Below are 24,051 nucleotides of genomic sequence, written 5' to 3'. Positions count from 1 at the left end.
CTATGCCGGTGCCAGGGTACTGAGGGAATGACCAGATGAATGCGATTGTCGATCTGAGCGTCATCGTCGGAGAGGCGCGCCTCTCCGATCCGGCTGTCGTGGCGGAAATCGATGCCTGGGTCTGCGCCCAGCCGGGCTCGACGCCTTTTCATCGACCGGCCTGGATCATGGGTGTGGAGGCCGGCACCGGCCAGAAGGCGGTCATGCTGGTCGGCCGCACGCCCTCGGGCGAGATCAACGGCGTGCTTCCGCTCACCCATATCCGTTCGGCCCTGTTCGGCAAGGCGCTGGTCGGCAGCGGTTTCGCGGTCGATGGCGGCATTCTCGCGTCCCACCGCAAGGCGATCGCCAAACTGGCCGATGCCGCCTGGTATCAGGCGGAAAGGCTGGGTTGCGACACGCTGGAACTGCGCGGCGGTGAAGCGCCCGGCGGCGCCTCATGGCAGAACAAGGCCGACGCTTATCTCGGTTTCTCCCGCGCGCTTGCCGCCGATGACGAGGCGGAACTGAAGGCGATCCCCAAGCGCCACCGCGCGGAAATCCGCAAGGGCCTCGGCAACGACCTCCAGTTCGAGACCGGCCGCGACCAGCGGCTGCGCGACATCCATTATCGCCTCTATTGCCAGAGCGTCCATAATCTCGGCACGCCGGTCTTCCCGCGCGCGCTGTTCGATGCCATCCTTGACCGGTTCGGGGCGGATGCGGACATCGCCATGGTATCGAAGGACGGCAAGCCCCTGTCGGCGGTCATCAGCCTCTATCATGGCGGCGCCTGCATGCCCTATTGGCATGGCGCCGGGCTGGAGGCGCGGGCGATGCGCTCCAACGAAGTCCTTTATTTCACCCTGATGCGCCAGGCGCGTGAGCGCGGCCTCACCCATTTCGACTTTGGCCGGTCGAAGGTCGGCACCGGCCCCGCCGCTTGGAAGAAGACCTGGGGTTTCGAGGGCGATCCGCTCGGCTATCATCTGCGCACCGCGCCGGGCAAGGAGACGCGTGACGTCAACCCGCTCTCGCCGCAATATCGGCGCAAGGTGGAACTGTGGAAGAAGCTGCCGCTGCCCGTCGCCAACCTCATCGGTCCGCATATCGCGCGGGGCCTTGGATGACGGGCGAGCTTCTTTTCCTCTGCCATCGTATCCCGTTCCCGCCCGACCGGGGCGACAAGATCCGGTCCTATCATCTGCTCCAGCGGCTGGCGCAGATGGCGCCGGTCCATGTCGGCTGCTTTGCCGATGATGATCGCGACATGGGTTTCGCCCCGGACATGGCGCAACTGACGGCCAGCCAGTGCGTGTTGATGCGCGACCGGTCGCGCATGGTCGCCGGCCTGACCGGCCTGGCGCGCGGCCAGTCGCTGCTGGTGTCGCTGTTTGATCATCCGGACCTCCATCGCTGGGTCGCGCAGGTCATGGCCGAACGGCCGATCCGCGCCGTCATTGCCTATTCGGCGCAGATGGCGCATTTCGTGCCCATGCTGCCGGCGGGGGTGCGGTTCCTGATGGATTTCGTCGATTTCGATTCGGCCAAATATGCCGCTTATGGCGCGCAGGGTTCCGGCCCGATGGGCTGGATCAACCGGCGCGAAGGGCGCGTGCTGCTCGATTTCGAGTGCAAGGTTTCGGCCCGCGCCGATATCTGCAGCTTCGTTAGCGAAGCCGAAGCGGCGCTGTTTCGCGATGCCTGCGGCCTTGGCGCCGACCGGATCGTCGCGCTCGAAAATGGCGTGGCGCTCGACTATTTCGATCCCGCGGCCGATTTCCCGGCCGTCGAGAAGGGGGCAGGGCCGCTGATCGTCTTCACCGGCCAAATGGATTATCGCCCCAATGTCGAGGCGGTCGAGAGTTTCGCGCGCCAGACGCTGCCCGCTATCCAGGCTGCGCGCCCCGACGCGCGCTTCGCCATTGTCGGCCGCAACCCGTCGAAGCCGGTGCAGGCGCTCGCCGATCTCCCCGGCGTCATCGTCACCGGCGGCGTGCCCGATGTGCGCGGCTGGCTGGCCGCCGCCGATCTGGTGGTGGCGCCGCTACGCATCGCGCGCGGCATCCAGAACAAGGTGCTCGAAGCGATGGCGATGGCCCGTCCGGTCGTCGCCTCGCCCCAGGCCGCCGAAGGCATTGATGCGGTCGATGGCCGCGATTTCCTGATCGCGGCCGATCCGGCGGCCGAAGCCGACACGATCCTGTCGCTGCTCGCCGATCCGGCCCGAGGGGCGCAACTCGGCCTCGCCGCCCGTCGCCGTGTCGAGGCGCGTTATCGCTGGTCGGCGACGCTCGGCGGCTTGCCCGACCTGCTGCTTGGCGCGCCGGGCAAGGCCGACCCGCAGGCCGCATGACCGATCGCGCCCGTTCCCTTGCCGACATGCCGCGCATGGGCCTTGCCGGCTGGCGTGGTCATCTGACCGCGCTGGGCGTGGTCGCGGCTGCCATATTGACGCTCTTCTTCGACGATCTCTATTCGATGGTCTCGATCTGGTGGAACGCCTCCACTTTCGGCCATTGCCTCTTCATCCCGATCCTCATCGCCTGGCTGGTGCAGCAGCGTCTGCCCGGCCTGCGCCAGCTGGAGCCGGTCGCCTGGCCGCCGGGCCTGATCTGGCTGGGCCTTGGCGCCTTTGCCTGGCTGCTCGGCGCGGCGGCGGGCGTCGCGATGGTCCGCCATGGCGCGCTGGTCCTGATGCTCCAGGGCGCGGTGATCGCGCTGCTCGGGCCGATGGTGGCGCGCGCCTTGCTCTTCCCGCTCTTCTACGCCTTCTTCATGGTCCCCTTCGGTGAGGAGATCGTGCCGCATCTCCAACTGGTGACGGCGCATCTCTCGATGATGTTCCTGACGCTGGCCGGCGTGCCCGCCCATATGGAGGGCATCTTCATCACCACCCCGACCGGCTATTTCGAGGTGGCGGAGGCCTGTTCGGGCGCCAAGTTCCTGATCGCCATGACCGCCTATGGCGCGCTGGTCTGCAATGTCTGCTTCCAGAGCTGGCCGCGTCGCATCCTGTTCATGGCCGGAGCGCTCACCTTGTCGGTGCTGGCCAATGGCGTGCGCGCCTTCGCCACCATATTGGTCGCCCATCTGACCACGGTCGATGCCGCTGTCGGTTTCGACCATGTCGTCTATGGCTGGGTCTTTTTCGCGATCATCATGATCATCGTGATGGCGACCGCCTGGCCCTTCTTCGATCGCAAGCCGGGTGATCCCTGGTTCGATCCCGCGCCGCTGCAGCGCCCTGTCCGGCGGCAGGCGCCGGCCGGCATGATGGCGGCCATCGCGCTTGGCATCATCGTTGCCGCGCCGCTCTGGCTGGCGGCCACTGCGGCCACCGCCCGTCCGCTACCATCGCATATCGACTTGCCGGTGGTGCCGGGCTGGACCCGCACCAGTGCCGCCCAGACCTATCCCTGGAAACCGCGCTTCGATGGCGCCGATCATTTCATCTCTGGCCGCTATACCAACGCGCACGGACAGGTCGTGGACCTCGTCGTCGTCGCCTTTGACCGGCAGGAGGACAAGCGCGAACTGGTCGGTTTCGGCCAGGGCGCGGTCGATCCCGACAAGGAATGGACCTGGTCCTCGCCCGCGCCGGCGCCCGCCGACGCGCGCGGCGAGCAAATCACCGGTCCCGGCCCGCTGGTCCGCCATGTCGTCAGCTTCTATGTGGTGGGGCAGGGCGCACCGACCGGCAGCAAGCCGGAGGTGAAGGTCCAGACCATGCTCGCCCGGCTGCTCGGCCGCGATCCGCGCTCGGTCGCGATCCTCGTTTCCGCCGAAGAACATCCCGGCCATCCCTCCGACGCGGCGATCTCTGTCTTCCTGCGCGATCTGGGCAATGTGAAGGAATTGGCTGACCGCAGCGCGGGCATAGGCTAGGACCGTAACAATGTGCGGAATTGCGGGCATCTTCCATCTCGAAACGGCCAAGCCGGTCGATCCTGCGCGGGTGCGCGCCATGCTGGAGGTGATGCCGCATCGCGGCCCGGACGGCAGCGGTATCTGGACCGCGCCGGGCGTGGGCCTGGGCCATCTGCGCCTGTCGATCATCGATCTTGGCGGCGGCGCCCAGCCGATGCTGACCGAGGATGAAAGCCTGGTCGTCACCTTCAACGGCGAAATCTATAATTTCGCCGAGGTCCGCGCCGAACTGGAGGCGAAGGGCCATGTCTTCCGCACCGACAGCGATACCGAAGTCATCCTGCATGGTTATCGCCAATGGGGCGAGGAGTGCGTCAGCCGCTTCAACGGCATGTTCGCCTTCGCCCTGTTCGATGCGCGCGCCCAGTCGCTCTGGCTGGTGCGCGACCGGCTGGGGGTGAAGCCGCTCCATTATGCCCTGCTGTCGGACGGCAGCCTGATCTTCGGATCGGAATTGAAGAGCCTGCTCGCGCACCCCTTGCTTCGCCGCGCGCCAGACCTGAGCGCGGTCGAGGATTATCTGGCCTATGGCTATGTCCCCGACGATGCCTGCATGGTCGCGGGCGTGCGCAAGCTGGGCGCGGGTGAGACGCTGCGCCTGGTGCGCGGCCGCCCGATGCCCCATCCGCAGCGTTACTGGGACATCAGCTTTGCCGATCGCAGCAAGGCGAAGCCGGAGGTGCTGGAGGAGGAACTGGTCGCCCTGATGCGTCAGGCGGTGCGCTCGCGCATGGTGTCCGACGTGCCGCTCGGCGCCTTCCTGTCCGGCGGCGTCGACAGCAGCAGTGTCGTGGCGCTGATGGCGGAGGCGTCGAACCAGGCGGTCAAGACCTGCACCATCGGCTTTGATGTCGCCAGCCTGGACGAGACCGCTTATGCCGACCGGATTGCGCGGCGCTTCGCAACCGATCACCGCACGCGCATCGTATCACCCGATGATTATGGATTGGCCGACACGCTGGCCTTCCATTTCGACGAACCCTTTGCCGATGCCTCCGCGCTGCCCACCTACCGGGTGTGCGAACTGGCGCGCGAACAGGTGACGGTGGCGCTGTCGGGCGATGGCGCGGACGAGGCGTTCGCCGGCTATCGCCGCCACCGCTTCCAGATGCAGGGGGAAAGGCTGCGTGGCCTGATCCCCGCTTCGGTGCGCGAACCCTTGTTCGGTACGCTTGGCCGCTATTATCCCAAGGCCGACTGGGCGCCCCGTCCGCTGCGCGCCAAATCGACCTTCCTCGAACTGGCCGGCGACGGCGGGGAGGCCTATGCCGCCTCGGTCGGGGTCACGCCCCATGCCCTGCGCCAGCGGCTGTTCAGCCAGGACATGAAGAGCCGGCTGGGCGCCTATCGCGCCGAGGATCGCTATATCAAGGCGATGGCCAATGCCCCGGCGCGCGACCCGCTCGACCGCGCCCAATATGCCGATATCCGCATCTGGCTGCCCGGCGATATCCTGACCAAGAGCGACCGGATGAGCATGGCCGTCAGCCTGGAGGCGCGCGAACCGCTGCTCGACCATCGGCTGGTCGAATTTGCCGCGCGCCTGCCGGTCGCCCAGCGTATCCGCGGCAATAGCGGCAAGTACCTCATGAAGAAGGCGATGGAGCCCTTCCTGCCGCAGGATATTCTCTACCGCCCGAAAATGGGCTTCGTGACGCCGATCAGCGCCTGGTTCCGCGGCGCGCTGGCGGGCGAGGCGACGGCGGTCGCCGGCGGCTCGGCCCTCGCTCGCACCGGCTGGTTCGACACGAAGATGCTGGCCAAGGTCGCGGCCGACCACAAGGCCGGCGTGGCCGACCATGGCCGGCTGCTATGGCAAATGGTGATGCTCGACAAGGCGCTCGGCCGGCTGTTCGGCGCGTGATCCCCTTGCAACCGGCCCCGCCCGGTGCCAACGGGACAGCATAATGATCATGCAGGGCGCCTCATTGACTGTCTCGAAGGAAATTGTGCGGCTGCGCCTTTATGCGCTGTGCCTGGCCGGCGACATGGCGGGGCTGTTCATTGCCTTCCTCCTCGCCAACTGGCTGGTCGTCGGCGCCTTCCTGGGCGAGCCGGGCAAGCCCCATGGTCTGGTGATGTTCTCGATGGTCGCGCCACTCTATGCGATCCTCGCGGTGCAGGGCGGTGCCTATGGCATCAACACGCTGGATCGCGTGCGGCGCGGCATCTTCCGCGCCCTGCTGGCGCTGGCGCAGGCGGCGCTGTTGATGCTGCTGATCGTCTATCTGGGCAAGATCGCCGAACAACTGTCCCGTCTGACGTTCCTCACCGGCCTGCTGCTCGGTGCGGCGACGCTGGCGCTGGTGCGTCTGGCTGTCGCGCGCCTGGCGGTTCGCCTGCTGGGCGATGTCCCGCACCTCACCGCCGTCATCATGGACGGGGTCGCGATCGAGACCGGCGCCCATATGGAGGTGATCCAGGCGGACGCCGCCAATCTCCATCCCGAACGCCATGATGCCGACATGGCCGCACGCCTGGCCGCTGCCGTCGGCATGGCGGAGCGGGTGATCGTCGCCTGTCCGCTCGAACGGATGGACGACTGGTCCGCGGCGCTCAAGTCGCTCTCGGCGCGGGGCGAGATCGTCGTCCCCGAACTGCTGCGCTTCGCCCCCGCGCGCGTCGATGAGTTTGACGGCCAGCCGACGATCATCGTCGCCGGCGGCCCGCTGCAATTCCGTGATCGCCTGATCAAGCGGCTGTTCGACATCCTCGTCGCCACCATTGCCACCATCGCGCTGTCGCCCGTCCTGTTCGGCGCTGCCCTGGCGGTGAAGCTGACCAGCCCCGGCCCGATCCTGTTCCGCCAGCCGCGCATCGGCAAGGATGGGCGGCCCTTCTCCATCTACAAGTTCCGCTCGATGCGGACCGAGGCGAGCGACCACAAGGCTGCCACGCTGACGAAGCGCGATGATGATCGCGTGACCCGCGTCGGCGCCTTCCTGCGCAAGACCAGCATCGATGAACTGCCCCAGCTCTTCAACGTGCTGAACGGCGACATGAGCGTCGTCGGACCGCGCCCCCATGCCGCCGCCGCCAAGGCGGGCGACAGCCTCTATTGGGAGGTCGACGCCCGCTATTGGGAACGGCATTGCATCAAGCCGGGCATGACGGGCCTTGCCCAGGTGCGCGGCCATCGCGGCGCGACCGACCATCATCAGGATCTGATCGACCGGCTCCAGTCGGATCTGGAATATGTCAGCGACTGGTCGATCTGGCGCGACCTGCGCATCATCGTCGCGACGCTGGGTGTTCTGGTGCATCACAAGGCCTATTGATCATGATCGACCTTCTGCTTGTCCTTGTCCTGCTGCTTTCGCTTGTCGCGGTCGCCTGGCCTTTCTTCTTCTATCCGCTGATCCTGCGCCTGTTGCCGACCCGTGCGGAAGCGCCGGCCGATGGCCCGCTGCCCAGCGCCTCGCTGCTTTTCTGCGCCTATAATGAGGCTGCCTCGATGCCGGACAAGCTCGCCAATCTGGCGATGCTGAAGGATCGGCATCCTACCCTCGAAATCCTGGCCTTCGATGATGGATCGTCCGACGGCACCGCCGGGTTGATCGCTGCGCAGGGGGGCGGCGGATTTATCACCCTGTTGCAGGGCCCCGGACGCAGCGGCAAGGCGCATGGCATGAAATTGCTTGCTGCCCGTGCGCGCGGCGATGTGCTGATCTTCACCGACGCCAATGTGCTGCTGGATGCCGACGCGATCGACAATCTGCTCGCTCGCTATGCCGATCCCGATATTGGTGGCGTGCTCGGATCGCTCCATTATCTGGGCGAGGGCGACAGCGCGACCGCGGCCGTCGGTTCGCTCTACTGGCGGATCGAGGAGAAGCTGAAGGACGAGGAGTCGCGCACCGGCAATGTGCTGGGCGCCGACGGTTCGATCTTCTCGATCCGTCGCTCCCTCTATCCGGAATTTCCCGATAGCGTGCTCGACGACCTCACCGTCTCCATGGCGGTGGTCTTTGCCGGCAAGCGGCTGGTGAAGGCGAAGGATGTGATCGCGCGCGAGCGGCTGGTGACCGGGCGCGGGGACGAGTATCGGCGCAAGGTGCGGATCGCTGCCCGCGCCTGGCACACGCACAGCCATTTGCGCCCGCAACTGCGCCGCATGGCGGCGATCGACCGGTTCAAATATGCCTCGCGCAAGATCGTCCGTTGGTTCGGCGGCCTGTTCATCCTGATCGGCGCGCTCGCTGTGCTGGTGCTGGCGTTGCGCTTGTCGATCCTGCTCGCCATGCTGGGGGTGATCGCGGTGACGGCCTTCTTCCGCATCGGCGGACGGGCCCGCAGCGGCCCGCTGGCAACACTGATGGATATATTGATCGCCTATGCCGCAACCCTGAAGGGCGTGGTCAAGGCCATGCGCGGCCGCACCGTCACGATCTGGAATCCGGCCCAGTCGCGATAATCTTTCGCGCTGATCCCCCTCGCCAAAGCCGCGCCATATTGTATAGGCCGGAAGCTTATACCGAGCGGAGAATGGCGTGATTACTGTCCAGCGGGTGGCCAAGGCCGCCGGCAAGCATCTGACCAAATTGGGTCTCGACCTGCGCAAGGCGCTGGGCGCGCGCGCCAATCGTGGCTGCCCGGCCTGCGGCACGACGGTCGTCGGCTTCTTCCGCTATGGCGACAATGGCGAATGGGGCTGCCCCAATTGCAACGCCTCGCCGCGCGAGCGGCTGATGAACTATCTCCTCATGAAGGGCGTGCTGACCGTGCCGACCGATGGCGGGATCCTGCACATGGCCCCCAATGAAGGGAGCCTGGTCAAGCGCTTCTCGGCGGCGGCCGACTATGTCCCGGCCGATCTCGATCCCGCGCGCTATACCGTGCCCGGCATGCACAAGGTCGACCTGATGGCGCTGTCCGACACCGATCGCTACGACCTCTTCTATGCCAGCCATGTGATGGAGCATGTGCCCGACGACATGGCCGTGCTGCGCAATATCCTGCGCGCGCTCAAGCCCGGCGGCGAAGCCTGGCTGATCGTGCCGCTGTGGGACAAGCCGACCGAGGATGGCAGTTTCGACATCCCCCCGCGCGAGCGCGAGCGCCGCTTCGGCCAGTGGGACCATGTCCGCCAATATGGCCTCGACTTTGCCGATCGCATCCGCGCTGCCGGCTTCGAGTTGGAGGAAATCGACGCGCGCGACATCGACGCCGACACGCGCCATTTCTATGCGCTCGACGATCGGCTGTTCCGCGCGCGCAAGCCGCTGGGAACCGCGACGCAGTGAGCATGCTCGCGCGGATGGAGGCATCCGCCCGCATCCTCGCGCTGGTCAAGCTCGCCAATGTCGGGCTGGTGATGATCTGGGGCTTCGCCGTCACCTTCGTCTTCGTGCGGGTGCTGCCGCTGGCGGAGTTCCAGGCCTTCCTGCTGCTCGTCGCCTTCGGCAATTTCACCATCTCGGCGGAATTCGGTCTCACCAGCATCATCTATGCGCGCCTGCGCCGCTTCTGGCTGGGCAATGATGAGGGGGCGGCCGATGGCGGCTTCCGGCTGGAGGAGATGGGCGTGCTCTTCCTCTTCCTCGGGCTGCTGATTGCCGGCGCGGTCGTCATCCTGCTCGGCGCGCTGGCGCTGGGCGGCCTGCATACCGCCATGCCGACGCTGTTCCTGCTCTTCTTCCTCACCGCCTGCCTCAACCTGCCGGCTTTGCTTGCCAAGCGGGCGCTGGCGGCGATCGATGGCAATTTCCTGTGGGAAGGGCTGGATTGCGCCCGCCGCCTGGTGACGATCGGCCTGCTCGCGGCGATCCTGTTCGGGCTCGATCCGCGCCTGTCGGTCGCGTTGCAACTGGCGGTCAGTGTCGCGGTGATCGGCTATGCCATCGTCCATGTCCATCGCCGCCTTGACATGCGCCGCAGCCACTGGTTCGCCTTCCGGGTTGGTGGTGGCCATGTGCGCCGCCATTATCTGCGCGACATCGGCGCGTCGGCAGCCTTCACCGTGTCGGACATCGTCGCCTATAACGCGCCCTATTTCACCATCGCCATGGCGACCAGCGATGCCCGGCCGATGCTGTTGTTCGACTTCTTCTTCAAGATGTCGCGCTCGCTCTCGATGCTGGTGCGCGCCATGGTGGAGGCGGCCCTGCCGCGCATCACCCGCGCCTATCATGCCGGCGAAAGCGTGCGGGTGCGCCAACTCCTGACCCGCGCGCTCGGCGCCGCGCTCTTCTTCGCGCTTGCCGGTTCGGCGCTGCTGATGCTGGTCGGCGGATGGCTTTTCGACAAACTGTTCGACGGCCGCGCCGCGATCGACCAGGCCGATCTTGGCCTCACCGCGCTGGCGCTGGTCGCGCTCTCGGTCATCTGCGTCTCGGTCTATGTCCAGGCCGCGCTTGGCCGCTTCGCCCATCTGCTCCAGCGCTCGCTGCCTTTCCTTGCCGGTTCGCTGCTCAGTGTGCCGCTCGCCGGCGCCTTCTGGCCCGATCGCTTCGATCTCGGCTTCCTCGGCCTCTATGCCTTGACCCTGATGCTGGCCGCGAGCCTCCATCTCGTCTCGCTGCGCCGGCTGGTGCGTGCATGAAGATCGCCATGCTCGATCCCTCGCTCTTCACCGGGCGCTATGATGACGGGCTGTGCGCGGGCCTGGCGCAGGCGGGCGCTAGCGTCACCCTGCTCGGCCGGCCGATGCGCGCCACCGATGCGATCGTGCCGCAGGGCTATAGCTACGCCCCGCGCTTCTTCCGCCACAGCGAGGCCCTGCGCGATCGGTTGGGGGAGGGGCGGGCCTTCCGCCTCGCCAAGGCGGCCGAATATGGCCTGACCTGCGCGCTCGGCAATCTTGATGCGATGACCGGCGCGGACGTCACCCATATCCAGTGGCTGCCGCTGGCGCCGGCCGACCGGCTGATGCTCGATCGGTTCAAGGGCCGCACCGCGCTCGTCCACACCGTCCATAATGCCGATGCCTATCATGCCGACAGCGGCCTGCAGGGGCGCGGCTATCGCGCGCTGCTCGATCGGTTCGACGCGCTGATCGTCCATGGCGACACGACGCGCGCGGCGCTGGTCGCTCAGGGCGTCGATCCCGCCCGCATCCATGTGACGCCGCATCCGCCGATGCGCCTTGCGCCCGCCAGCCCGGCGGACCTCGCCGCCATCCCCGAACCTGCCGCGCCCCGCATCCTCTTCTTCGGCACGATCCGCCCCTATAAGGGCGTCGACCTGCTGGTGGAGGCCTGCCTGCCGCTCTGGCGCGCGGGTCATTGCTTCGAACTGGTGTTGGCCGGCAAGCCCTTCATGGATGTCGCGCCGATCCTCGATCCGGTCCACGCCGCTGGCTTTGGCGACCGCCTCATCACCGATTTCGGTTTCCTCACCGAACCCCGGCTGGACGCGCATATGAGGAGGGCCGACCTGATGGTCTTTCCCTATCGCCATATCGATTCGAGCGGCGCCTTCCTGTCGGCGCTGCACCATGGCAAGGCGATGGTCACCTCCAACGCGGGCATGTTCGGCACCCTGCCGGACGGCGTCACCACTCGGGTTCCGGCCGGAAATGCGGCGGCGCTCGCCCAAGCCCTCTTGCCGCTGATCGAAAGCGCGGCCATCAGGCAGGCAGCGGGTGCGCGGGCGCGCGCCTTTGGAGATATTATGGGCAATTGGAAGGACATGGCCTTGGCGACGATGGATATTTACCGCCAGGTGCTGCGCGCATGAGCCGCTATGTCCGCGAATTGTCCGACCGCGCGCTGGCCCTGCGCCTGGCGCTGGCCGGCCGCGTCCACCAATATCCCGAGATCCAGGCGCTCAAGCGCTTCCTGTCCGCTTTCGCCATCGACTGCCTGTTCGACGTCGGCGCCAATCGCGGCCAATATGCGACCATGGCGCGCAAGGATGCGGGCTTTGCCGGCACCATCCTCTCCTTCGAGCCGAACCCGGAGGTCTTTGCCGAACTGAGCAAGGCCGCCGCGTCGGACCGCAAATGGCATGTCTTCAACATGGCCCTGTCCGATTTCGACGGCACCGCCAGTTTCAACATCATGGCCGCCGACCAGTTCAGTTCGCTGAAGACCCCGTCGGGCGCGCAGGACGCGATCTTCGCCGACCGTAACAAGGTGACCAAGACGGTGGAGATGCAGTGCCGCCGGCTCGACAGCCTGCTGCCCGAACTGCGCGCCACCCATGGCTTTGCGCGGCCCTTCCTCAAGATGGACACACAGGGGCATGACCTGTCGGTCTGCGAAGGGGCGGGGAGCGTCATCGCCGACATGGCCGGCATCCAGACGGAATTGGGCGTGCGTCCCATCTATGAAGGCGGCACCGGCTATCGCGCGATGATCGACTGGCTGGAGGCCCGCGCTTTCGTCCCCTCCGCCTTCTTCGCCAACAATAAGGGCCATTTTCCGCTGCTGGTCGAAATGGATGGCATCTTCGTCAACAAGGCGCTGCTGGACAGCTGATGCCAGGGGGAATGCCCTTCGTCAGCGCACGGCGCCTGTTCCTTGCCGGGGCGATCGGCCTCGCCCTGTGGCTGGGCGCGACCTTCCTCTGGCATGTGACCTGGCGTCAGGGTGTCAGCCTCGCTGTCATCCTGTTCCTGGATCAGGATTTTCCGGCGCTGATGATCGGCCTGTTCCTGCTGGCGCTGGCCGCGCCCTTTGCGGAAGGGATGGGCTTTCGCCTGCCGCAACCGCGCGCCCGGATCATCGTGCCGATCATCGTCCTGCTGGGGCTCGCCGCCTGGGCCGGCCATTATGCCCTGTTCCAGGATTATTCGGTCTCCCGCGATGAGGAGGTCGCGCGCTTTGCCGCCGCCTATATGCGCGAAGGCCTGTTCGCCCGGCCGATCCCGGTCGAATGGGAACCCTATCGCCGGGCGATCATGCCCGAATTCTTCTCGCCCTTCGGTGCCGCCGACTATTGGACCGCCGCCTATCTGCCGGTGAACAGCGCGATCCAGGCCTTGTTCTGGCAGATGGGCGACCCCAATCTCGCCGGCCCGGTCTTGCTGGTGCTCGGCCTCTTCTCGCTGTGGCGGGTGGCGCTCCATCTCTTCCCCGACCGGCCCGATGCCGTCTGGGTAACGATGCTGCTCGGCCTTTCCTCGGCCCAGCTCTGGGTCACGGCGATGACCCCCTATGCGATGACCGGCCATTTCGCATTGAACATGGTCTGGCTGGCGCTGGTGCTGCGCGGCGGCATTGCCGGCCATCTTTCGGCCGGCGTGGTCGCGTTGATCGCGGCGGGCCTGCATCAATGGCATTTTCCGCCCATCTTCATCGCGCCTTTCATCCTCTGGATGCTGCTGGCGCGGCGCTGGACCGTGGCCGCCTTCCACGCGCTGACCCTGGTCGCGATCGTCATCGTCTGGGCCAAGATCTGGCCCGGCTTCCTGCTCCATGCGCTCGGCGCGCCGACCGACGTGCGCCCGTCCGCCGGCGTCGCCGACAAGGTGGGCAGCCTGTTCCAGCGTCTGGGCGACCGCTGGCAACCGCTGGTCAATCTCAGCCGCTATGCCGCCTGGAACAATATATTGATGGTCCCGCTCGCGGGTCTGGGCGTGCTGGCGATGCGCTGGCGCGATGCGATCCGCGGGCGTGAGATCGCCCTGCCGCTGGCGCTCGGCTGCCTGGCGGGCTGTGCGCTGGCGCTGGCGCAGGGCTATGGCTGGGGCTTCCGCTATGCCCATGGCTTCATCGGCCCCTTCTGCCTGCTCGGCGGACTTGGCTGGGCGCGCTTCCGGCCACAGGGCGCAATGCGGCCGATCTTCATCGGTTTCGTGGTGACGCTGCTCACCGCCGGCTTTCTGGTCTGGCGCACCCATGTCTTCGTAGAGCCCTATGCCGCCAGCCACCGCATGATCGACGCCTCGCGCGCGGACGTCGTGCTGGTCGATCCGCGCGGTGGCCTTTACGTCACCGATCTGGTGCGGGGGCGCAACGGCGTGCCGGGCAAGCCGATGGTCATGAACCTTGGCATGCTGACGCTCGATCAGGTGGATGAGCTGTGCAAGACCTATGTGGTCGAGCTGTTCGACCGCGCCGAATTCCGCCCGCTCGGCGTGCCGCTGGCGCGCTGGAACCTCGGGCGCATGGACACGCTGCGCGCCCATATGAAGCTGGCCGGTTGCGATCGCCCGGTCCAGCCGCCGCTGCCCGAGACGATCGACGACGCCATGAACGCCGCCGACAACGCGATGTAAGCGAAGGGGCTATTGCCCCTTCACATAGACCCGCTTGCCGTTGATCCAGGTTTCCAGCACCTGCGTGCCGCGAATGTCGGTCGGGCTGGCCGTCTCGATATTGCGGTCGATCAGCAGGAAGTCCGCCCGCTGCCCCGGCACCAGACTGCCGAATTTCTTCTCGGCAAAGCCGGCAAAGGCCGCCTGCCGGGTAAAGCCGTCCAGCGCCGCCTCGAAGCTCACCTTCTGCTCGGGCATCCAGCCGCCGGCCGGCTCGCCCCTGGCGTCCTGTCGCGACATGGCGGCAGCGATACCGGGGAAGGGATTGGGGCTTTCGACCGGCACGTCCGAACCGAATGCCAACGGTACCTTATTGTCCAGCATTGCCTTCCAGGCATAGGCGCCCTTCAGCCGCGCCTCGCCCAGCCGCGCTGTCGCCATGCGCCAGTCCGACGTTTCATGCACCGGCTGCATCGACGCGATCGTACCGTAGCGGGCAAAGCGCGGCAGGTCGGCCGGATCGATGATCTGGGCATGTTCGACCCGCCAGCGCCGGTCGCCGCTATAGGTGTCCGACATTTCCTGGATCGCGTCGAGTATCTCGCCATTGGCGGCGTCGCCGATCGCGTGGACCGCGACCTGGAAATTGTCCATCGCCGCGCGGCTCATGATGTTGCGCAGCTGCGTTGACGGGATCATCGGCAGCCCGCGCTGGCCCGGCGCATCGCTATAATCCGCCTTCAGCCAGGCACCGCGTGATCCCAGCGCGCCGTCCAGCAGCAGCTTGATCCCGCCCATGCGCAGATGATCGTCATAGAGCCAGGGCGTGGGTTCCGGCCCGGCGATCAGCACCATATTGTCGAGGCCATAGGCATAGGACATGATCCGCACGCGCAGCGCGCCGCGGTCGGCCGACCGGCGGAAGGCCTGCCAATCCTCGATGCTGGTGCCCATGTCGGCAATGCCGGTGATGCCCACCGCCAGCAGCGCGCGCTGCGCCTTTTCCAGCGCATTGTCACGATCCTTGGGGGCAGGGGCGGGCACCACCTTCTGGATCAGGTCCATCGCCTTGTCGACGAAGACGCCCGCCGGCTTGCCCGCCGCCATCTCGATCCGCCCGCCAGCCGGTGCCTTGGTCGTGGCGCTGACGCCGGCCGCGCGGATCGCGGCACTGTTGGCCCAGCCGGCATGGCCGTCGATCCGCTCCAGCCAGACCGGAATGTCGCCCACGGCCGCGTCCAGTTCGGCGGCGGTCGGGAACCGGCCCAGCCCCCATGTCTCCTGGTTCCAGCCGGTGCCGATGATCCATTTGCGGCCGGTATTCTCCTGCGCATAGGCGCGGATCTTCGCTTGCGCCTCGGCCAGCGATTTCGTGTCGGACAGGTCCAGCGTGATCAGCGAAAGGCCAAGCCCCATGACATGGCCATGCGCATCGATCAGGCCGGGGATCAGCGTCTTGCCGCCTGCGTCCAGCTTGAAGCTCGGGCCTTTCGGTCGCTCGGGCCAGGGCTGGCCGCGCTTGGGCTTCTTGGGCTTGTACTCGGGCTCCTGATAGCGGCCCTGGATCAGCTTCTCGACCTTGCCCTCATCGTCGATCATCAGCGCGCCAAAATGGACGATCTTGCCATCCGGTCCGATGGCGATGCCGTTCACATTGTCGATCACGCCCGATGCATAAGCGGGCATCGGCAGAGCAAGCGCGGCGATCGCCGCCAGCATCATCTTCCTCATGCGCGGGTGATCCGCCGCACCAGCGCGCTGGTGTCCTGCCGATGGCCGCCCATCGCCTGCACGTCGGCGTAATATTGATCGACCATCGCCGTCACCGGCAGGGTCGCGCCATTGGCCCGCGCTTCCTCCAGCGCCAGTCCCAGATCCTTGCGCATCCAGTCCACCGCAAATCCGAAATCGAAACTGTCCTGCGCCATCGTCTTCCATCTATTGTCCATTTGCCAGCTTTGCGCTGCGCCCCCCGAAATCGCCTCGAACACCTTGTCCAGGTCCAGTTCCGCTGCCTGGGCAAAGCGCATCGCTTCGGCCAGGCCCTGCAGAACGCCGCCGATGCAGATCTGGTTCACCATCTTCGTCGTCTGGCCCGCACCGGCCTTGCCGACATGGACGATGCGCGCGGCATAGGCCTGCATCACGATCGTCGCGGCCGCCACCGCCGGGGCGGACCCGCCGCACATGATCGACAGCCGGCCATTTTCGGCGCCCGCCTGACCGCCCGACACCGGCGCATCGACGCAGTGCAGGCCCAGGCTTTCGCCCTCGACGGACAATTGCCGCGCGATCCGCGCCGACACGGTCGTATGGTCGATGAACAGGCCGCCCGGCTTCATCGTGCGGAACGCGCCTTCGCGCCCCAGCGTGATCTGGCTCAGGTCATCGTCGGTGCCGACGCAGCTGATGACGATGTCGGCCTCCTCGGCGGCCTTGGCCGGACTGATCGCGACTTCGCCGCCATAGGCCTCGGCCCAGCTCTTGGCCTTGCCGATCGATCGATTGTAGACGGTCAGATGATACCCCGCCTTGGCCAGATGCCCCGCGATCGGGCCGCCCATGACCCCCAGGCCGATAAACGCGATATTAGCCATAAGCCTCGTACATTTCGTGCGTGCAACCAAGCCATAGGGCCAGTTTTCGGCAAGTGCCAGTTTCTTCACCGGCAATTTTGCGTTAGGGCGCTGCGCCATGAACACGCTGAGCAAGATAGAGGGCGCCCTGCCGCTGCCCGTCACCGTCGATGACATCCTTGCGGCCCGGACACGCATTTCCGGGTCGATCGTCAAGACGCCGACGCTCATCAGCCAGACCTTCTCGCAAATGCTTGGCTGCAACGTCTATCTGAAGTTCGAAAATCTCCAGTTCACTGCCGCCTACAAGGAACGCGGCGCGCTCAATCGTCTGCTGCAACTCGATGAAGCGGCCAAGGCCAAGGGCGTGATCGGCGCCTCGGCCGGCAACCATGCCCAGGGTCTTGCCTATCATGGCAAGCGCCTTGGCGTGCCCGTCACCATCGTCATGCCCACCACCACGCCGATCGTGAAGGTCACCCAGACCCAGGGCCATGGCGCCACCGTCGTCCAATATGGCGAGAAATTCGATGACGCCTATGCCCATGCCCGCAAGCTGGAGGTGGAGCAGGGCCTGACCTTCATCCATCCGTTCGACGAACCCGACATCATCGCCGGCCAGGGCACGGTCGGTCTGGAAATGCTGGAGGATGCGCCACAGATCGACACGCTGATCATACCGATCGGCGGCGGCGGCCTCTTCTCGGGCATCGCCACGGCGGCGCGCGCGATGAAGCCGGATATCCGCCTGATCGGCGTCCAGGCGGAGCTGTATCCGTCGATGTATGACTTCATAAAGGGCGCGGACCTCGCCTGCGACGGCGACACGCTGGCCGAGGGGATCGCGGTGAAGCAGCCGGGCGAACTCACCCGCCGCTTCGTCGAGCGTCTGGCCGACGATGTGCTGCTGGTCACCGAACGCCGGCTGGAGGAGGCGGTCAGCCTGCTGCTCCAGATAGAGAAGACGGTGGTGGAGGGCGCCGGCGCGGCCGGCCTCGCCGCACTGCTCAGCTATCGCGAGCAGTTTGCCGGTCGCAATGTCGGCCTGATCCTGACCGGCGGCAATATCGACACCCGCCTGCTCGCCAATGTGCTGCTGCGCGATCTCGCCCGTTCGGGACGTCTCGCCCGCCTGCGCATCATCCTGCAGGATCGGCCCGGCGCGCTGTTCCATGTCGCCCGCATCTTCGATCAGGAGGCGGTCAACATTCTGGAACTGTCGCACCAGCGCATCTTCACCAATCTGCCGGCCAAGGGGCTCAGCCTCGACGTCGAGTGCGAAACCCGCGATGGCGCCCATCTCCAGCGGCTGATCACGGCGCTGGGCGCGGCCGGTTACGAGGTCGCGCCGATCGAGGTTGCCTGATTTTGGGACATGCTTAACCATCGGTAAAAATTTCGTGGTAAATGACCTTTTCATGGTTGGGCCGGGACGGCATAGTCCGACCATGAAAAGGCAAATTCGCATGACTGAATCGGGGGGAGAGGCATGAGCGCACCATTCCGCTTTCCGCGTTTCTTCGTGACGAACCCCAGCCCTTGCCCCTATCTGCCCGGCAAGAGCGAGCGGAAGGTCTTCACCGAACTCAACGGCGACAATGCCTCGGAACTCAATGATGCACTCGGCCGCATCGGCTTCCGCCGCAGCCAGAATGTCGCCTATCGCCCCAGCTGCGCCGATTGCTCGGCCTGCGTGTCGGTCCGCGTCGTCGCGCAGGAGTTCAAGCCCAACGCGACGCAGCGCAAGCTGATCCGCCGCAACAGCGACCTCGTCGTCACCGCCTGCAAGCCCTGGTCGACCGAGGAGCAGTTCGAACTGCTCCAGCGCTATCTGCGCGCGCGGCATCCGGGCGGCGGCATGACCGAAATGGACGAGATGGACTTTGCCGACATGGTCGAACAGACCCCGGTCGAAAGCCATGTCGTCGAATATCGCCTGCCCGGCGAGGATGGCCGCCCCGGCAAGCTGGTCGGCGCCTGCCTGACCGATCGCCAGGGTGACGGCCTGTCGATGATCTACAGCTTCTTCGACACCGAACTGGAAGATCGCCCCGGCCTCGGCAACTTCATCATCATGGATCATATCCAGCGCGCTGCCCGCGCGGGCCTGGCCTATGTCTATCTCGGCTATTGGGTCGATGGCTCGCAGCGGATGCAGTACAAGATTCGCTATCGTCCGCTCGAAAAGCTCAGCCGTGCCGGCTGGGTCCGCTTCGATCCGGAGGAGCAGGCGCAGGCGATCCGTGTCGTCATGCCGCGGGACGAGCCGCCGCTGCCGGTCGAACTGGCCGCGATCTTGCGCCGCTGACGGCGCAGTTTCTGTAAATTACAGATTCCTGATCATTCCGGTTACGTGCAGGCTTGTTTAAGCTTTTCCTGCATCATCGCTGCCATGAGGAACAGGGCGGCACGGCAATCGGGGATGGGCGATGGATCGCTTCGCTGATCGGCGCTTTGCCGATGGCGCCCGCGAACTTGGCGGGCCTCCAGCCCACATGCCGTCCGGCGCCAACATCGCGCACAGGACATTATCAGCCAAGATCAAGCATGTACGCCCACCCGTCATTCACTGGTTCGCGGATTATCGCGGTCGCCTGCTGACCTACTGGGTCGAGGGCGAGGTGCGGGGCGGGGGGCTTCGCATGGGGCTGATGCGCCATGGCTGGCGCAAGGGCTTTGATTCGGTCGATATCGGGATCATCATACGGGCTGCCGCCGCGTCGTCGCAGCCGGAACCGCTGGTCGTTCGCCTGCGTTGCGCAGATGGCGCAAGCCGCTGGTGCCTGCTCCGCATGACGCGGCAGGCAATGCCCGCAGGGGCATGGCGCTGGTATGGAACGGTCGAGGATATGCATGATCGTCGCGACAAACAGGCTGAATTGCTCGAAACCGCGCTGGCGGAAAGTCGCGAACATCATCGCTGGTCGGTAGAACTCAGCCCCCAGGTTCCCTGGACCGCCACCCCCGATGGCGCGATCGAGGAGGTCGGGCCGCGCTGGCGCGATCTGACCGGCAGCTCGCCCGAACAGGCGATGGGCGCCGGCTGGATCAACGCCCTGCATCCCGACGACATGGACCGGACGCTGGCGCTATGGCGCGAACGGCTCCAGTCGGGCGATCCGGTCGATGTCGATTATCGCCTGCGCCTGCGCGACGGCAGCTATCGCTGGATGCGCGCCCGCGCGGCCGCACGGCGTGATGGCCGGGGCGCGATCATCCGCTGGTATGGCACGCTGGAGGACATCCATAATCAGAAGCTGGCGCAGCAGGCGGTGGCGGAGAGCGAGGAGCATTTCCGCCTTGCGGTGCAGTCGGCGCGGCTCGGCATCTGGGATTATGACGCACGGTCGGGCCAGCGCAGCTGGTCGGCGGAATTCCGGGCGATGCTGGGCCTGACGGCGGATGCGCCGGCGACCACCGAACTGGCCCTGTCGCTCGTGCATCCCGATGATCGCCACAAGCTCAAGGCGATGATGGACGGCGTCGCCGCCAATGTCCTGCCGCCGCATTTCGAGGCGACCCTGCGCGTCCATCGCGCCGACAACGGCGCACTGCGCTGGATCCGCAGCACCGGCTGGGCGACGCGCACGGAAGTCGGCCAGTTGCGCCGGATCATCGTCACCTTCCTCGACGTCACCGAACAGCGCGATGCGGAAGAACGTATCCGCTGGGCCGCCACCCACGATCCGATGACGCGGCTGCCGAACCGGACATTGTGGCAGGGCGTGCTGGAGGAACTGGCGGATCAGGCGCGCCCGACCAGCGCGGGCTTCGGGCTGCTGCTGTTCGACATTGATGACCTCAAGCGGATCAACGATTCGCTCGGTCATGATGCGGGCGATGCGCTGCTCTGCGGCTTTGCCGAACGGCTGGCCGCGGCGGCGCCGGCCGATGCGGTGGTCGGTCGTCTGGGTGGGGACGAGTTCGGCCTGATCGCCGCCTCGCTGGTCGATAGTGCGACCGTGGAGGCCTGCAGCCAGGCGATATTGGACAAGATGCGGGTGCCCTTCGCCTATCAGGGGCAGTTGCTCGAAGCCGGGGTCAGTGTCGGCGGCGCCGTGTTCGGCGAACATGGCGACGATGCGCATGAACTGTTCAAGGCGGCCGATCTGGCGCTCTATGCGTCGAAGGCGAGCGGCCGCAGCCGGCTCACCATGTTCCATTCCCAGTTGCGCGCCGACGCGCAGCAGCGCAGTTCGATGATCCACATGGCGCGCCAGGTGATCGCCGAGCGGCTGGTCGAGCCCTATTATCAGCCCAAGGTCGACATGCGCAGCGGGCAGGTGCTGGGCTATGAGGCGTTGCTGCGCTGGCAGCATCCCCGGCTCGGGGTGCAGGCGCCCGCCACCATTGCTGCCGCCTTCGAACATGGCGAACTGGCCATCCGCCTGACCGACCTCATGCTCGATGCGGTGCTGCACGACATGGCGGCCTGGCTCGGGATGGGCTTCGATCCCGGCCGGGTGGCGGTCAACGCCTCGGCGGCGGATCTGCTTCAGGCCGATTTTGCCGATCATGTCCTCGCCCGGCTGGATCAGCATGGCGTGCCGGCACAGAATTTCGAGATCGAAGTGACCGAGTCGGTCTTCCTTGGTCGCGGCGCCGATCAGGTCGCGCGCGCGCTCGACCGGTTCGCGCGCGGCGGGGTGCGCATCGCCCTCGACGATTTCGGCACCGGCTTCGCCTCGCTCAGCCATCTCAAACAATATCCGGTCAATGTGCTGAAGATCGACCGCAGCTTCGTCAGCCATGTCGACAGCGATGCCGGCGACGCCGCCATCGTCGACGCCGTCATCAAGCTGGGCAGCAGCTTCCGCATGGAGGTGGTGGCCGAAGGCGTGGAGACCGCCGAACAGGCCGCTTTGCTGCTCCAGCATGGCTGCCATATCGCGCAGGGCTATCATTATGGCCGGCCACAGCCCGCCGCCTCGGTCCTGGCTGCGCGCGGCGCCTATCGCGCCGAAAAAGTGACCGCCTCTATCTTGTTGCCGTCGGGATCGCGCACGAAGGCGCCATAATAATGATCGTCATATTGCGGCCGCACGCCCGGCGGCCCGGCATCGCTGCCGCCCAGCTCCAGTGCCAGCCGATGAAATCCGTCGACCGCGCCGCGATCGGCGGCGACGAAGCAGATATGGATGCCGTTGCCAGCGCTCGCGGGCGCGCCATCGACCGGCGTCTCGACGCTGAACACCACGTCGGTCACGCCATAGTCGAGCGAATGGGGATGATCGCGCAGGCTGCGATAGCCCAGCAGCGCCATCAGCGGATCATAGAAGGCCCGTGCCCGCACCACATCATTGGTGCCCACCGATACATGATGCAGCATTGCGCCACTCCCGTCGCCTGATCCCGCCCGTCAACGCACCAACCCATGGTCGCGGTTCCAGACGGCTCAGCGGGGCGCGGCCTCGGTCGCGTAGCGGGTCGTCGCCTGGGTCGTGCCGTCGGGATTGATGATGATGGTCGTCACCAGCGGCGGCGGATAATAGAAGCCGCCCGAAATATAGCCGCCGGGCGGCAGGCCGGGCATCGGCGGGGCGGCCGACACGACGGTCGTGGTCACCGGCTGGTTCGACCAGTGCGTGCCGCTCGTCGCCGCCACCGGTGCGGCCGGAGGCATCGGAGCCGCCGCAACAGTCTCCACCGTCGTTGCGCTCGGGCTGACGGCGCTGCTGGCATAGGCGGGCGCATCATAATCCACGCCGGGGCGGCTGGACGGGGCGGGCTGCGGGGAGGGGCTATAGGTCACCATGTCGTCGGGCGCACTATAGCCGGCCTCGCCACCGGAACTGGCGATGACGGCCGGCTGCGCCGCACCCTCTTCATAGCCGCCCTCATAGCGCGACCAGTCGATGCCGCTGCGCACGTCGCGCACCCGGCCATATTGGTCGGTCATCACCGCATCGTCATAATAGCGCGACCAGCCATAGCCGGTGGTCGGCGCCGGCAGGCCATAGACGCCATAATTGGCGATGAAGAAGCGCGGATGGACCCAATAGGCGGGCAGGGCAAAGCCTACGCGTGGCCGCTGATAGCTTTGCCAGCCGCCCGGCGCGGCCCAGCCGGCATACCAGCGCCCGTCATAGCGCGGCCCCCAGCGATGGGCGGTGGCGGTCGTGCTGGCCGCAGACATGCTGGTGCCGGATGCGGCCGGTGCCTGCGCGGCAACCGGTCCCGCCAGGCTGGCGATCAGCGCCATGGCGCTGCTGGCGAAGAAAAAGCGCGCGGCCATCATCATGCTCCCTGTTCCTGCAGGGGCGTCAGGCCGCCCGCACGGTCATCATGCTAACGCGGAAATTAGCATGACGATCCGTGCAACGCCATGTTCGGCTTATGAAATCCTGTCCCGGAACGGGGCAGGGCGGCGATCAGCCGATGCGGCCGGCGATCCGCGCGACCAGTTCTTCCAGCCCCTGCTGGTCGGCACTGTCGAACCGGGCGGGGCGGGGGCTGTCGAGGTCCAGCACGCCGATCAGCCGGCCATCATGCACCACCGGCACCACGATCTCGGACGCGCTCGCCGCGTCGCAGGCGATATGGCCGGGGAAGGCATGGACGTCGGCCACCAGCTGCGTCTCGCGCGTCTGCGCGGCGGTGCCGCACACGCCGCGGCCCAGCGGGATGCGGATGCAGGCCGCCTTGCCCTGGAACGGGCCGAGCACCAGCTCGTCCTCGACCATGCGATAGAAGCCGGCCCAGTTGAGGTCGGGCAGGAACTGCCAGATCAGCGCGGACAGATTCGCCATGTTGGCGACCGCATCGGGCTCGTCACGGGTCAGCGCATCGGCAGCGGACAGAAGATCGGCGTAAAGCGTCGCCTTGTCGGCGTCGGCAGCGGGAGCGAAATCATACATGGCGCGCATATAGGATGGCGCAGGCCCCCCTGCCTAGAGGGGCAGGGAATTAAGCGGAGTTTAAGGCCGCGGCGTTATGCCGCCCCGTCATGCTTGCTTCCCTTCATCATCTGCGGTCCAGCGCCTTTGTCCGCTTCGCGATCAGTGGTGGAGGCGTGGCTGTCGTCGCGGTTGCGACCTATTATCTATGTGCCGTCTCGATCGGGATAGCACCGCTTGCAGCCAATCTGGTCGCCTATCTGGTCCAGTTGATGCTGAGCTATGAGGCGCATCGCAGGTTCAGTTTTCGACAGGAGCGAGCGGACCGAAAGAGCATCGCGGGCTATTGCTGCCTGTCCCTGGGGGCGCTGGGCCTCAATTCCTTGTGGGTCTGGCTGCTGACCGATGTGGCAGGGCAGGCACGCTGGACGCCGATCATTCCGATGGTGGCGGTAACGCCGCTTGTCACCTTCGCGATTGCCCGGCGATGGATATTCATTTCGGGCCGAGCGCCGATTTGACCCTTCGTTAACCATATGGACCTAGTGCCAAGGCCGAGCGGTAATGATCGCGAGGGGCAGGCATTGGC

The 24,051-nt window shown here is 66.3% G+C and carries 20 protein-coding genes; 15 read left to right on the top strand and 5 right to left on the bottom strand.

What is annotated here, in order from left to right; translation table 11 throughout:
- The first annotated feature begins 35 nt into the window (after positions 1–35).
- The 11 genes from VHN57_RS11800 (at position 36) to VHN57_RS11750 (ending at position 14,071) form a co-directional block, all read left to right on the top strand.
- Complete coding sequence (locus VHN57_RS11800) at positions 36–1,109, top strand: FemAB family XrtA/PEP-CTERM system-associated protein (RefSeq protein WP_278987303.1); 1,074 nt, start codon at positions 36–38, stop codon at positions 1,107–1,109.
- Complete coding sequence (locus VHN57_RS11795) at positions 1,106–2,335, top strand: TIGR03087 family PEP-CTERM/XrtA system glycosyltransferase (RefSeq protein WP_278987301.1); 1,230 nt, start codon at positions 1,106–1,108, stop codon at positions 2,333–2,335. Before VHN57_RS11800 ends, VHN57_RS11795 begins: the two co-directional genes overlap by 4 nt.
- Entirely contained in the window at positions 2,332–3,867 is a 1,536-nt protein-coding gene (xrtA, locus tag VHN57_RS11790) for an exosortase A (RefSeq protein WP_278987299.1), read from the top strand. The genes VHN57_RS11795 and xrtA overlap by 4 nt, the downstream gene beginning before the upstream one ends.
- Positions 3,868–3,877: 10 nt before the next feature.
- Positions 3,878–5,773 (top strand): XrtA/PEP-CTERM system amidotransferase, encoded by a 1,896-nt coding sequence (locus VHN57_RS11785; protein WP_278987298.1) that lies wholly within the window; start codon positions 3,878–3,880, stop codon positions 5,771–5,773.
- A 43-nt stretch (positions 5,774–5,816) separates the two neighbouring features.
- Positions 5,817–7,187: a sugar transferase gene (locus tag VHN57_RS11780; protein WP_423283943.1), complete on the top strand. Its 1,371-nt coding sequence runs from the start codon at positions 5,817–5,819 to the stop codon at positions 7,185–7,187.
- A gap of 2 nt (positions 7,188–7,189) precedes the next feature.
- Positions 7,190–8,323: a glycosyltransferase family 2 protein gene (locus VHN57_RS11775; RefSeq protein WP_278987437.1), complete on the top strand. Its 1,134-nt coding sequence runs from the start codon at positions 7,190–7,192 to the stop codon at positions 8,321–8,323.
- 76 nt (positions 8,324–8,399) lie between these two features.
- Entirely contained in the window at positions 8,400–9,152 is a 753-nt protein-coding gene (locus VHN57_RS11770) for a class I SAM-dependent methyltransferase (RefSeq protein WP_278987439.1), read from the top strand.
- Positions 9,153–9,166: 14 nt separating this feature from the next.
- Entirely contained in the window at positions 9,167–10,450 is a 1,284-nt protein-coding gene (locus tag VHN57_RS11765) for a hypothetical protein (protein ID WP_278987447.1), read from the top strand.
- Positions 10,447–11,586 (top strand): glycosyltransferase family 4 protein, encoded by a 1,140-nt coding sequence (locus VHN57_RS11760; RefSeq protein ID WP_423283941.1) that lies wholly within the window; start codon positions 10,447–10,449, stop codon positions 11,584–11,586. The genes VHN57_RS11765 and VHN57_RS11760 overlap by 4 nt, the downstream gene beginning before the upstream one ends.
- Complete coding sequence (locus VHN57_RS11755; RefSeq protein ID WP_278987443.1) at positions 11,583–12,329, top strand: FkbM family methyltransferase; 747 nt, start codon at positions 11,583–11,585, stop codon at positions 12,327–12,329. The genes VHN57_RS11760 and VHN57_RS11755 overlap by 4 nt, the downstream gene beginning before the upstream one ends.
- Positions 12,329–14,071, top strand: a complete 1,743-nt coding sequence (locus tag VHN57_RS11750; RefSeq protein ID WP_375187662.1) for an MFS transporter — start codon at positions 12,329–12,331, stop codon at positions 14,069–14,071. The genes VHN57_RS11755 and VHN57_RS11750 overlap by 1 nt, the downstream gene beginning before the upstream one ends.
- A gap of 9 nt (positions 14,072–14,080) precedes the next feature.
- Here VHN57_RS11750 and VHN57_RS11745 read toward each other — a convergent pair whose 3' ends face one another.
- Together VHN57_RS11745 and VHN57_RS11740 are read right to left on the bottom strand one after the other, a co-directional pair.
- The gene (locus VHN57_RS11745; RefSeq protein ID WP_287431377.1) at positions 14,081–15,769 is read right to left on the bottom strand and encodes an amidohydrolase; all 1,689 of its coding nucleotides are present in this window, start codon (positions 15,767–15,769) and stop codon (positions 14,081–14,083) included.
- Between the two features lie 8 nt (positions 15,770–15,777).
- Positions 15,778–16,647 carry an NAD(P)-dependent oxidoreductase gene (locus VHN57_RS11740; RefSeq protein WP_341462735.1) on the bottom strand — a complete coding sequence of 290 codons (870 nt, stop codon included), beginning with the start codon at positions 16,645–16,647 and terminating at the stop codon, positions 15,778–15,780.
- A 97-nt stretch (positions 16,648–16,744) separates the two neighbouring features.
- Between VHN57_RS11740 and VHN57_RS11735 the strand changes: the two genes are divergently transcribed.
- From VHN57_RS11735 to VHN57_RS11725, 3 genes are all read left to right on the top strand, one after another.
- Positions 16,745–17,992 carry a threonine ammonia-lyase gene (locus VHN57_RS11735; protein WP_004212176.1) on the top strand — a complete coding sequence of 416 codons (1,248 nt, stop codon included), beginning with the start codon at positions 16,745–16,747 and terminating at the stop codon, positions 17,990–17,992.
- 123 nt (positions 17,993–18,115) lie between these two features.
- Positions 18,116–18,934, top strand: a complete 819-nt coding sequence (locus VHN57_RS11730) for an arginyltransferase (RefSeq protein WP_004212177.1) — start codon at positions 18,116–18,118, stop codon at positions 18,932–18,934.
- 121 nt (positions 18,935–19,055) lie between these two features.
- Complete coding sequence (locus VHN57_RS11725; protein ID WP_278987884.1) at positions 19,056–21,644, top strand: sensor domain-containing protein; 2,589 nt, start codon at positions 19,056–19,058, stop codon at positions 21,642–21,644.
- Here VHN57_RS11725 and VHN57_RS11720 read toward each other — a convergent pair.
- The 3 genes from VHN57_RS11720 to VHN57_RS11710 form a co-directional block, all read right to left on the bottom strand.
- The gene (locus tag VHN57_RS11720) at positions 21,578–21,955 is read right to left on the bottom strand and encodes a VOC family protein (RefSeq protein WP_278987885.1); all 378 of its coding nucleotides are present in this window, start codon (positions 21,953–21,955) and stop codon (positions 21,578–21,580) included. The two genes, VHN57_RS11725 and VHN57_RS11720, sit on opposite strands and share 67 nt — an antisense overlap.
- 66 nt (positions 21,956–22,021) lie before the next feature.
- The gene (locus VHN57_RS11715) at positions 22,022–22,867 is read right to left on the bottom strand and encodes an RcnB family protein (RefSeq protein ID WP_278987887.1); all 846 of its coding nucleotides are present in this window, start codon (positions 22,865–22,867) and stop codon (positions 22,022–22,024) included.
- Between the two features lie 130 nt (positions 22,868–22,997).
- Positions 22,998–23,483, bottom strand: a complete 486-nt coding sequence (locus VHN57_RS11710; RefSeq protein WP_125987183.1) for a GAF domain-containing protein — start codon at positions 23,481–23,483, stop codon at positions 22,998–23,000.
- Between the two features lie 89 nt (positions 23,484–23,572).
- Between VHN57_RS11710 and VHN57_RS11705 the strand changes: the two genes are divergently transcribed.
- Complete coding sequence (locus tag VHN57_RS11705) at positions 23,573–23,983, top strand: GtrA family protein (protein WP_278987385.1); 411 nt, start codon at positions 23,573–23,575, stop codon at positions 23,981–23,983.
- The last annotated feature ends 68 nt before the right edge of the window (positions 23,984–24,051 follow it).

Origin of the sequence: Sphingobium salicis subsp. salicis (genome assembly GCF_049472635.1) — a bacterium.
Classification (GTDB): domain Bacteria; phylum Pseudomonadota; class Alphaproteobacteria; order Sphingomonadales; family Sphingomonadaceae; genus Sphingobium; species Sphingobium yanoikuyae_A.
The sequence above is the reverse complement of the archived record's forward strand: the minus strand, read 5'-3'. Positions and strand labels throughout refer to the sequence as shown.

Bases quoted from the DNA above. Each gene is read 5' to 3' on its own strand.
- VHN57_RS11800 (WP_278987303.1), top strand. From the start codon at position 36: ATGAATGCGATTGTCGATCTGAGCGTCATCGTCGGAGAGGCGCGCCTC.
- VHN57_RS11795 (WP_278987301.1), top strand. From the start codon at position 1,106: ATGACGGGCGAGCTTCTTTTCCTCTGCCATCGTATCCCGTTCCCGCCC.
- xrtA (WP_278987299.1), top strand. From the start codon at position 2,332: ATGACCGATCGCGCCCGTTCCCTTGCCGACATGCCGCGCATGGGCCTT.
- VHN57_RS11785 (WP_278987298.1), top strand. From the start codon at position 3,878: ATGTGCGGAATTGCGGGCATCTTCCATCTCGAAACGGCCAAGCCGGTC.
- VHN57_RS11780 (WP_423283943.1), top strand. From the start codon at position 5,817: ATGATCATGCAGGGCGCCTCATTGACTGTCTCGAAGGAAATTGTGCGG.
- VHN57_RS11775 (WP_278987437.1), top strand. From the start codon at position 7,190: ATGATCGACCTTCTGCTTGTCCTTGTCCTGCTGCTTTCGCTTGTCGCG.
- VHN57_RS11765 (WP_278987447.1), top strand. From the start codon at position 9,167: ATGGAGGCATCCGCCCGCATCCTCGCGCTGGTCAAGCTCGCCAATGTC.
- VHN57_RS11760 (WP_423283941.1), top strand. From the start codon at position 10,447: ATGAAGATCGCCATGCTCGATCCCTCGCTCTTCACCGGGCGCTATGAT.
- VHN57_RS11755 (WP_278987443.1), top strand. From the start codon at position 11,583: ATGAGCCGCTATGTCCGCGAATTGTCCGACCGCGCGCTGGCCCTGCGC.
- VHN57_RS11750 (WP_375187662.1), top strand. From the start codon at position 12,329: ATGCCAGGGGGAATGCCCTTCGTCAGCGCACGGCGCCTGTTCCTTGCC.
- VHN57_RS11745 (WP_287431377.1), bottom strand. From the start codon at position 15,769: ATGCTGGCGGCGATCGCCGCGCTTGCTCTGCCGATGCCCGCTTATGCA.
- VHN57_RS11740 (WP_341462735.1), bottom strand. From the start codon at position 16,647: ATGGCTAATATCGCGTTTATCGGCCTGGGGGTCATGGGCGGCCCGATC.
- VHN57_RS11735 (WP_004212176.1), top strand. From the start codon at position 16,745: ATGAACACGCTGAGCAAGATAGAGGGCGCCCTGCCGCTGCCCGTCACC.
- VHN57_RS11730 (WP_004212177.1), top strand. From the start codon at position 18,116: ATGAGCGCACCATTCCGCTTTCCGCGTTTCTTCGTGACGAACCCCAGC.
- VHN57_RS11725 (WP_278987884.1), top strand. From the start codon at position 19,056: ATGGATCGCTTCGCTGATCGGCGCTTTGCCGATGGCGCCCGCGAACTT.
- VHN57_RS11720 (WP_278987885.1), bottom strand. From the start codon at position 21,955: ATGCTGCATCATGTATCGGTGGGCACCAATGATGTGGTGCGGGCACGG.
- VHN57_RS11715 (WP_278987887.1), bottom strand. From the start codon at position 22,867: ATGATGATGGCCGCGCGCTTTTTCTTCGCCAGCAGCGCCATGGCGCTG.
- VHN57_RS11710 (WP_125987183.1), bottom strand. From the start codon at position 23,483: ATGTATGATTTCGCTCCCGCTGCCGACGCCGACAAGGCGACGCTTTAC.
- VHN57_RS11705 (WP_278987385.1), top strand. From the start codon at position 23,573: ATGCTTGCTTCCCTTCATCATCTGCGGTCCAGCGCCTTTGTCCGCTTC.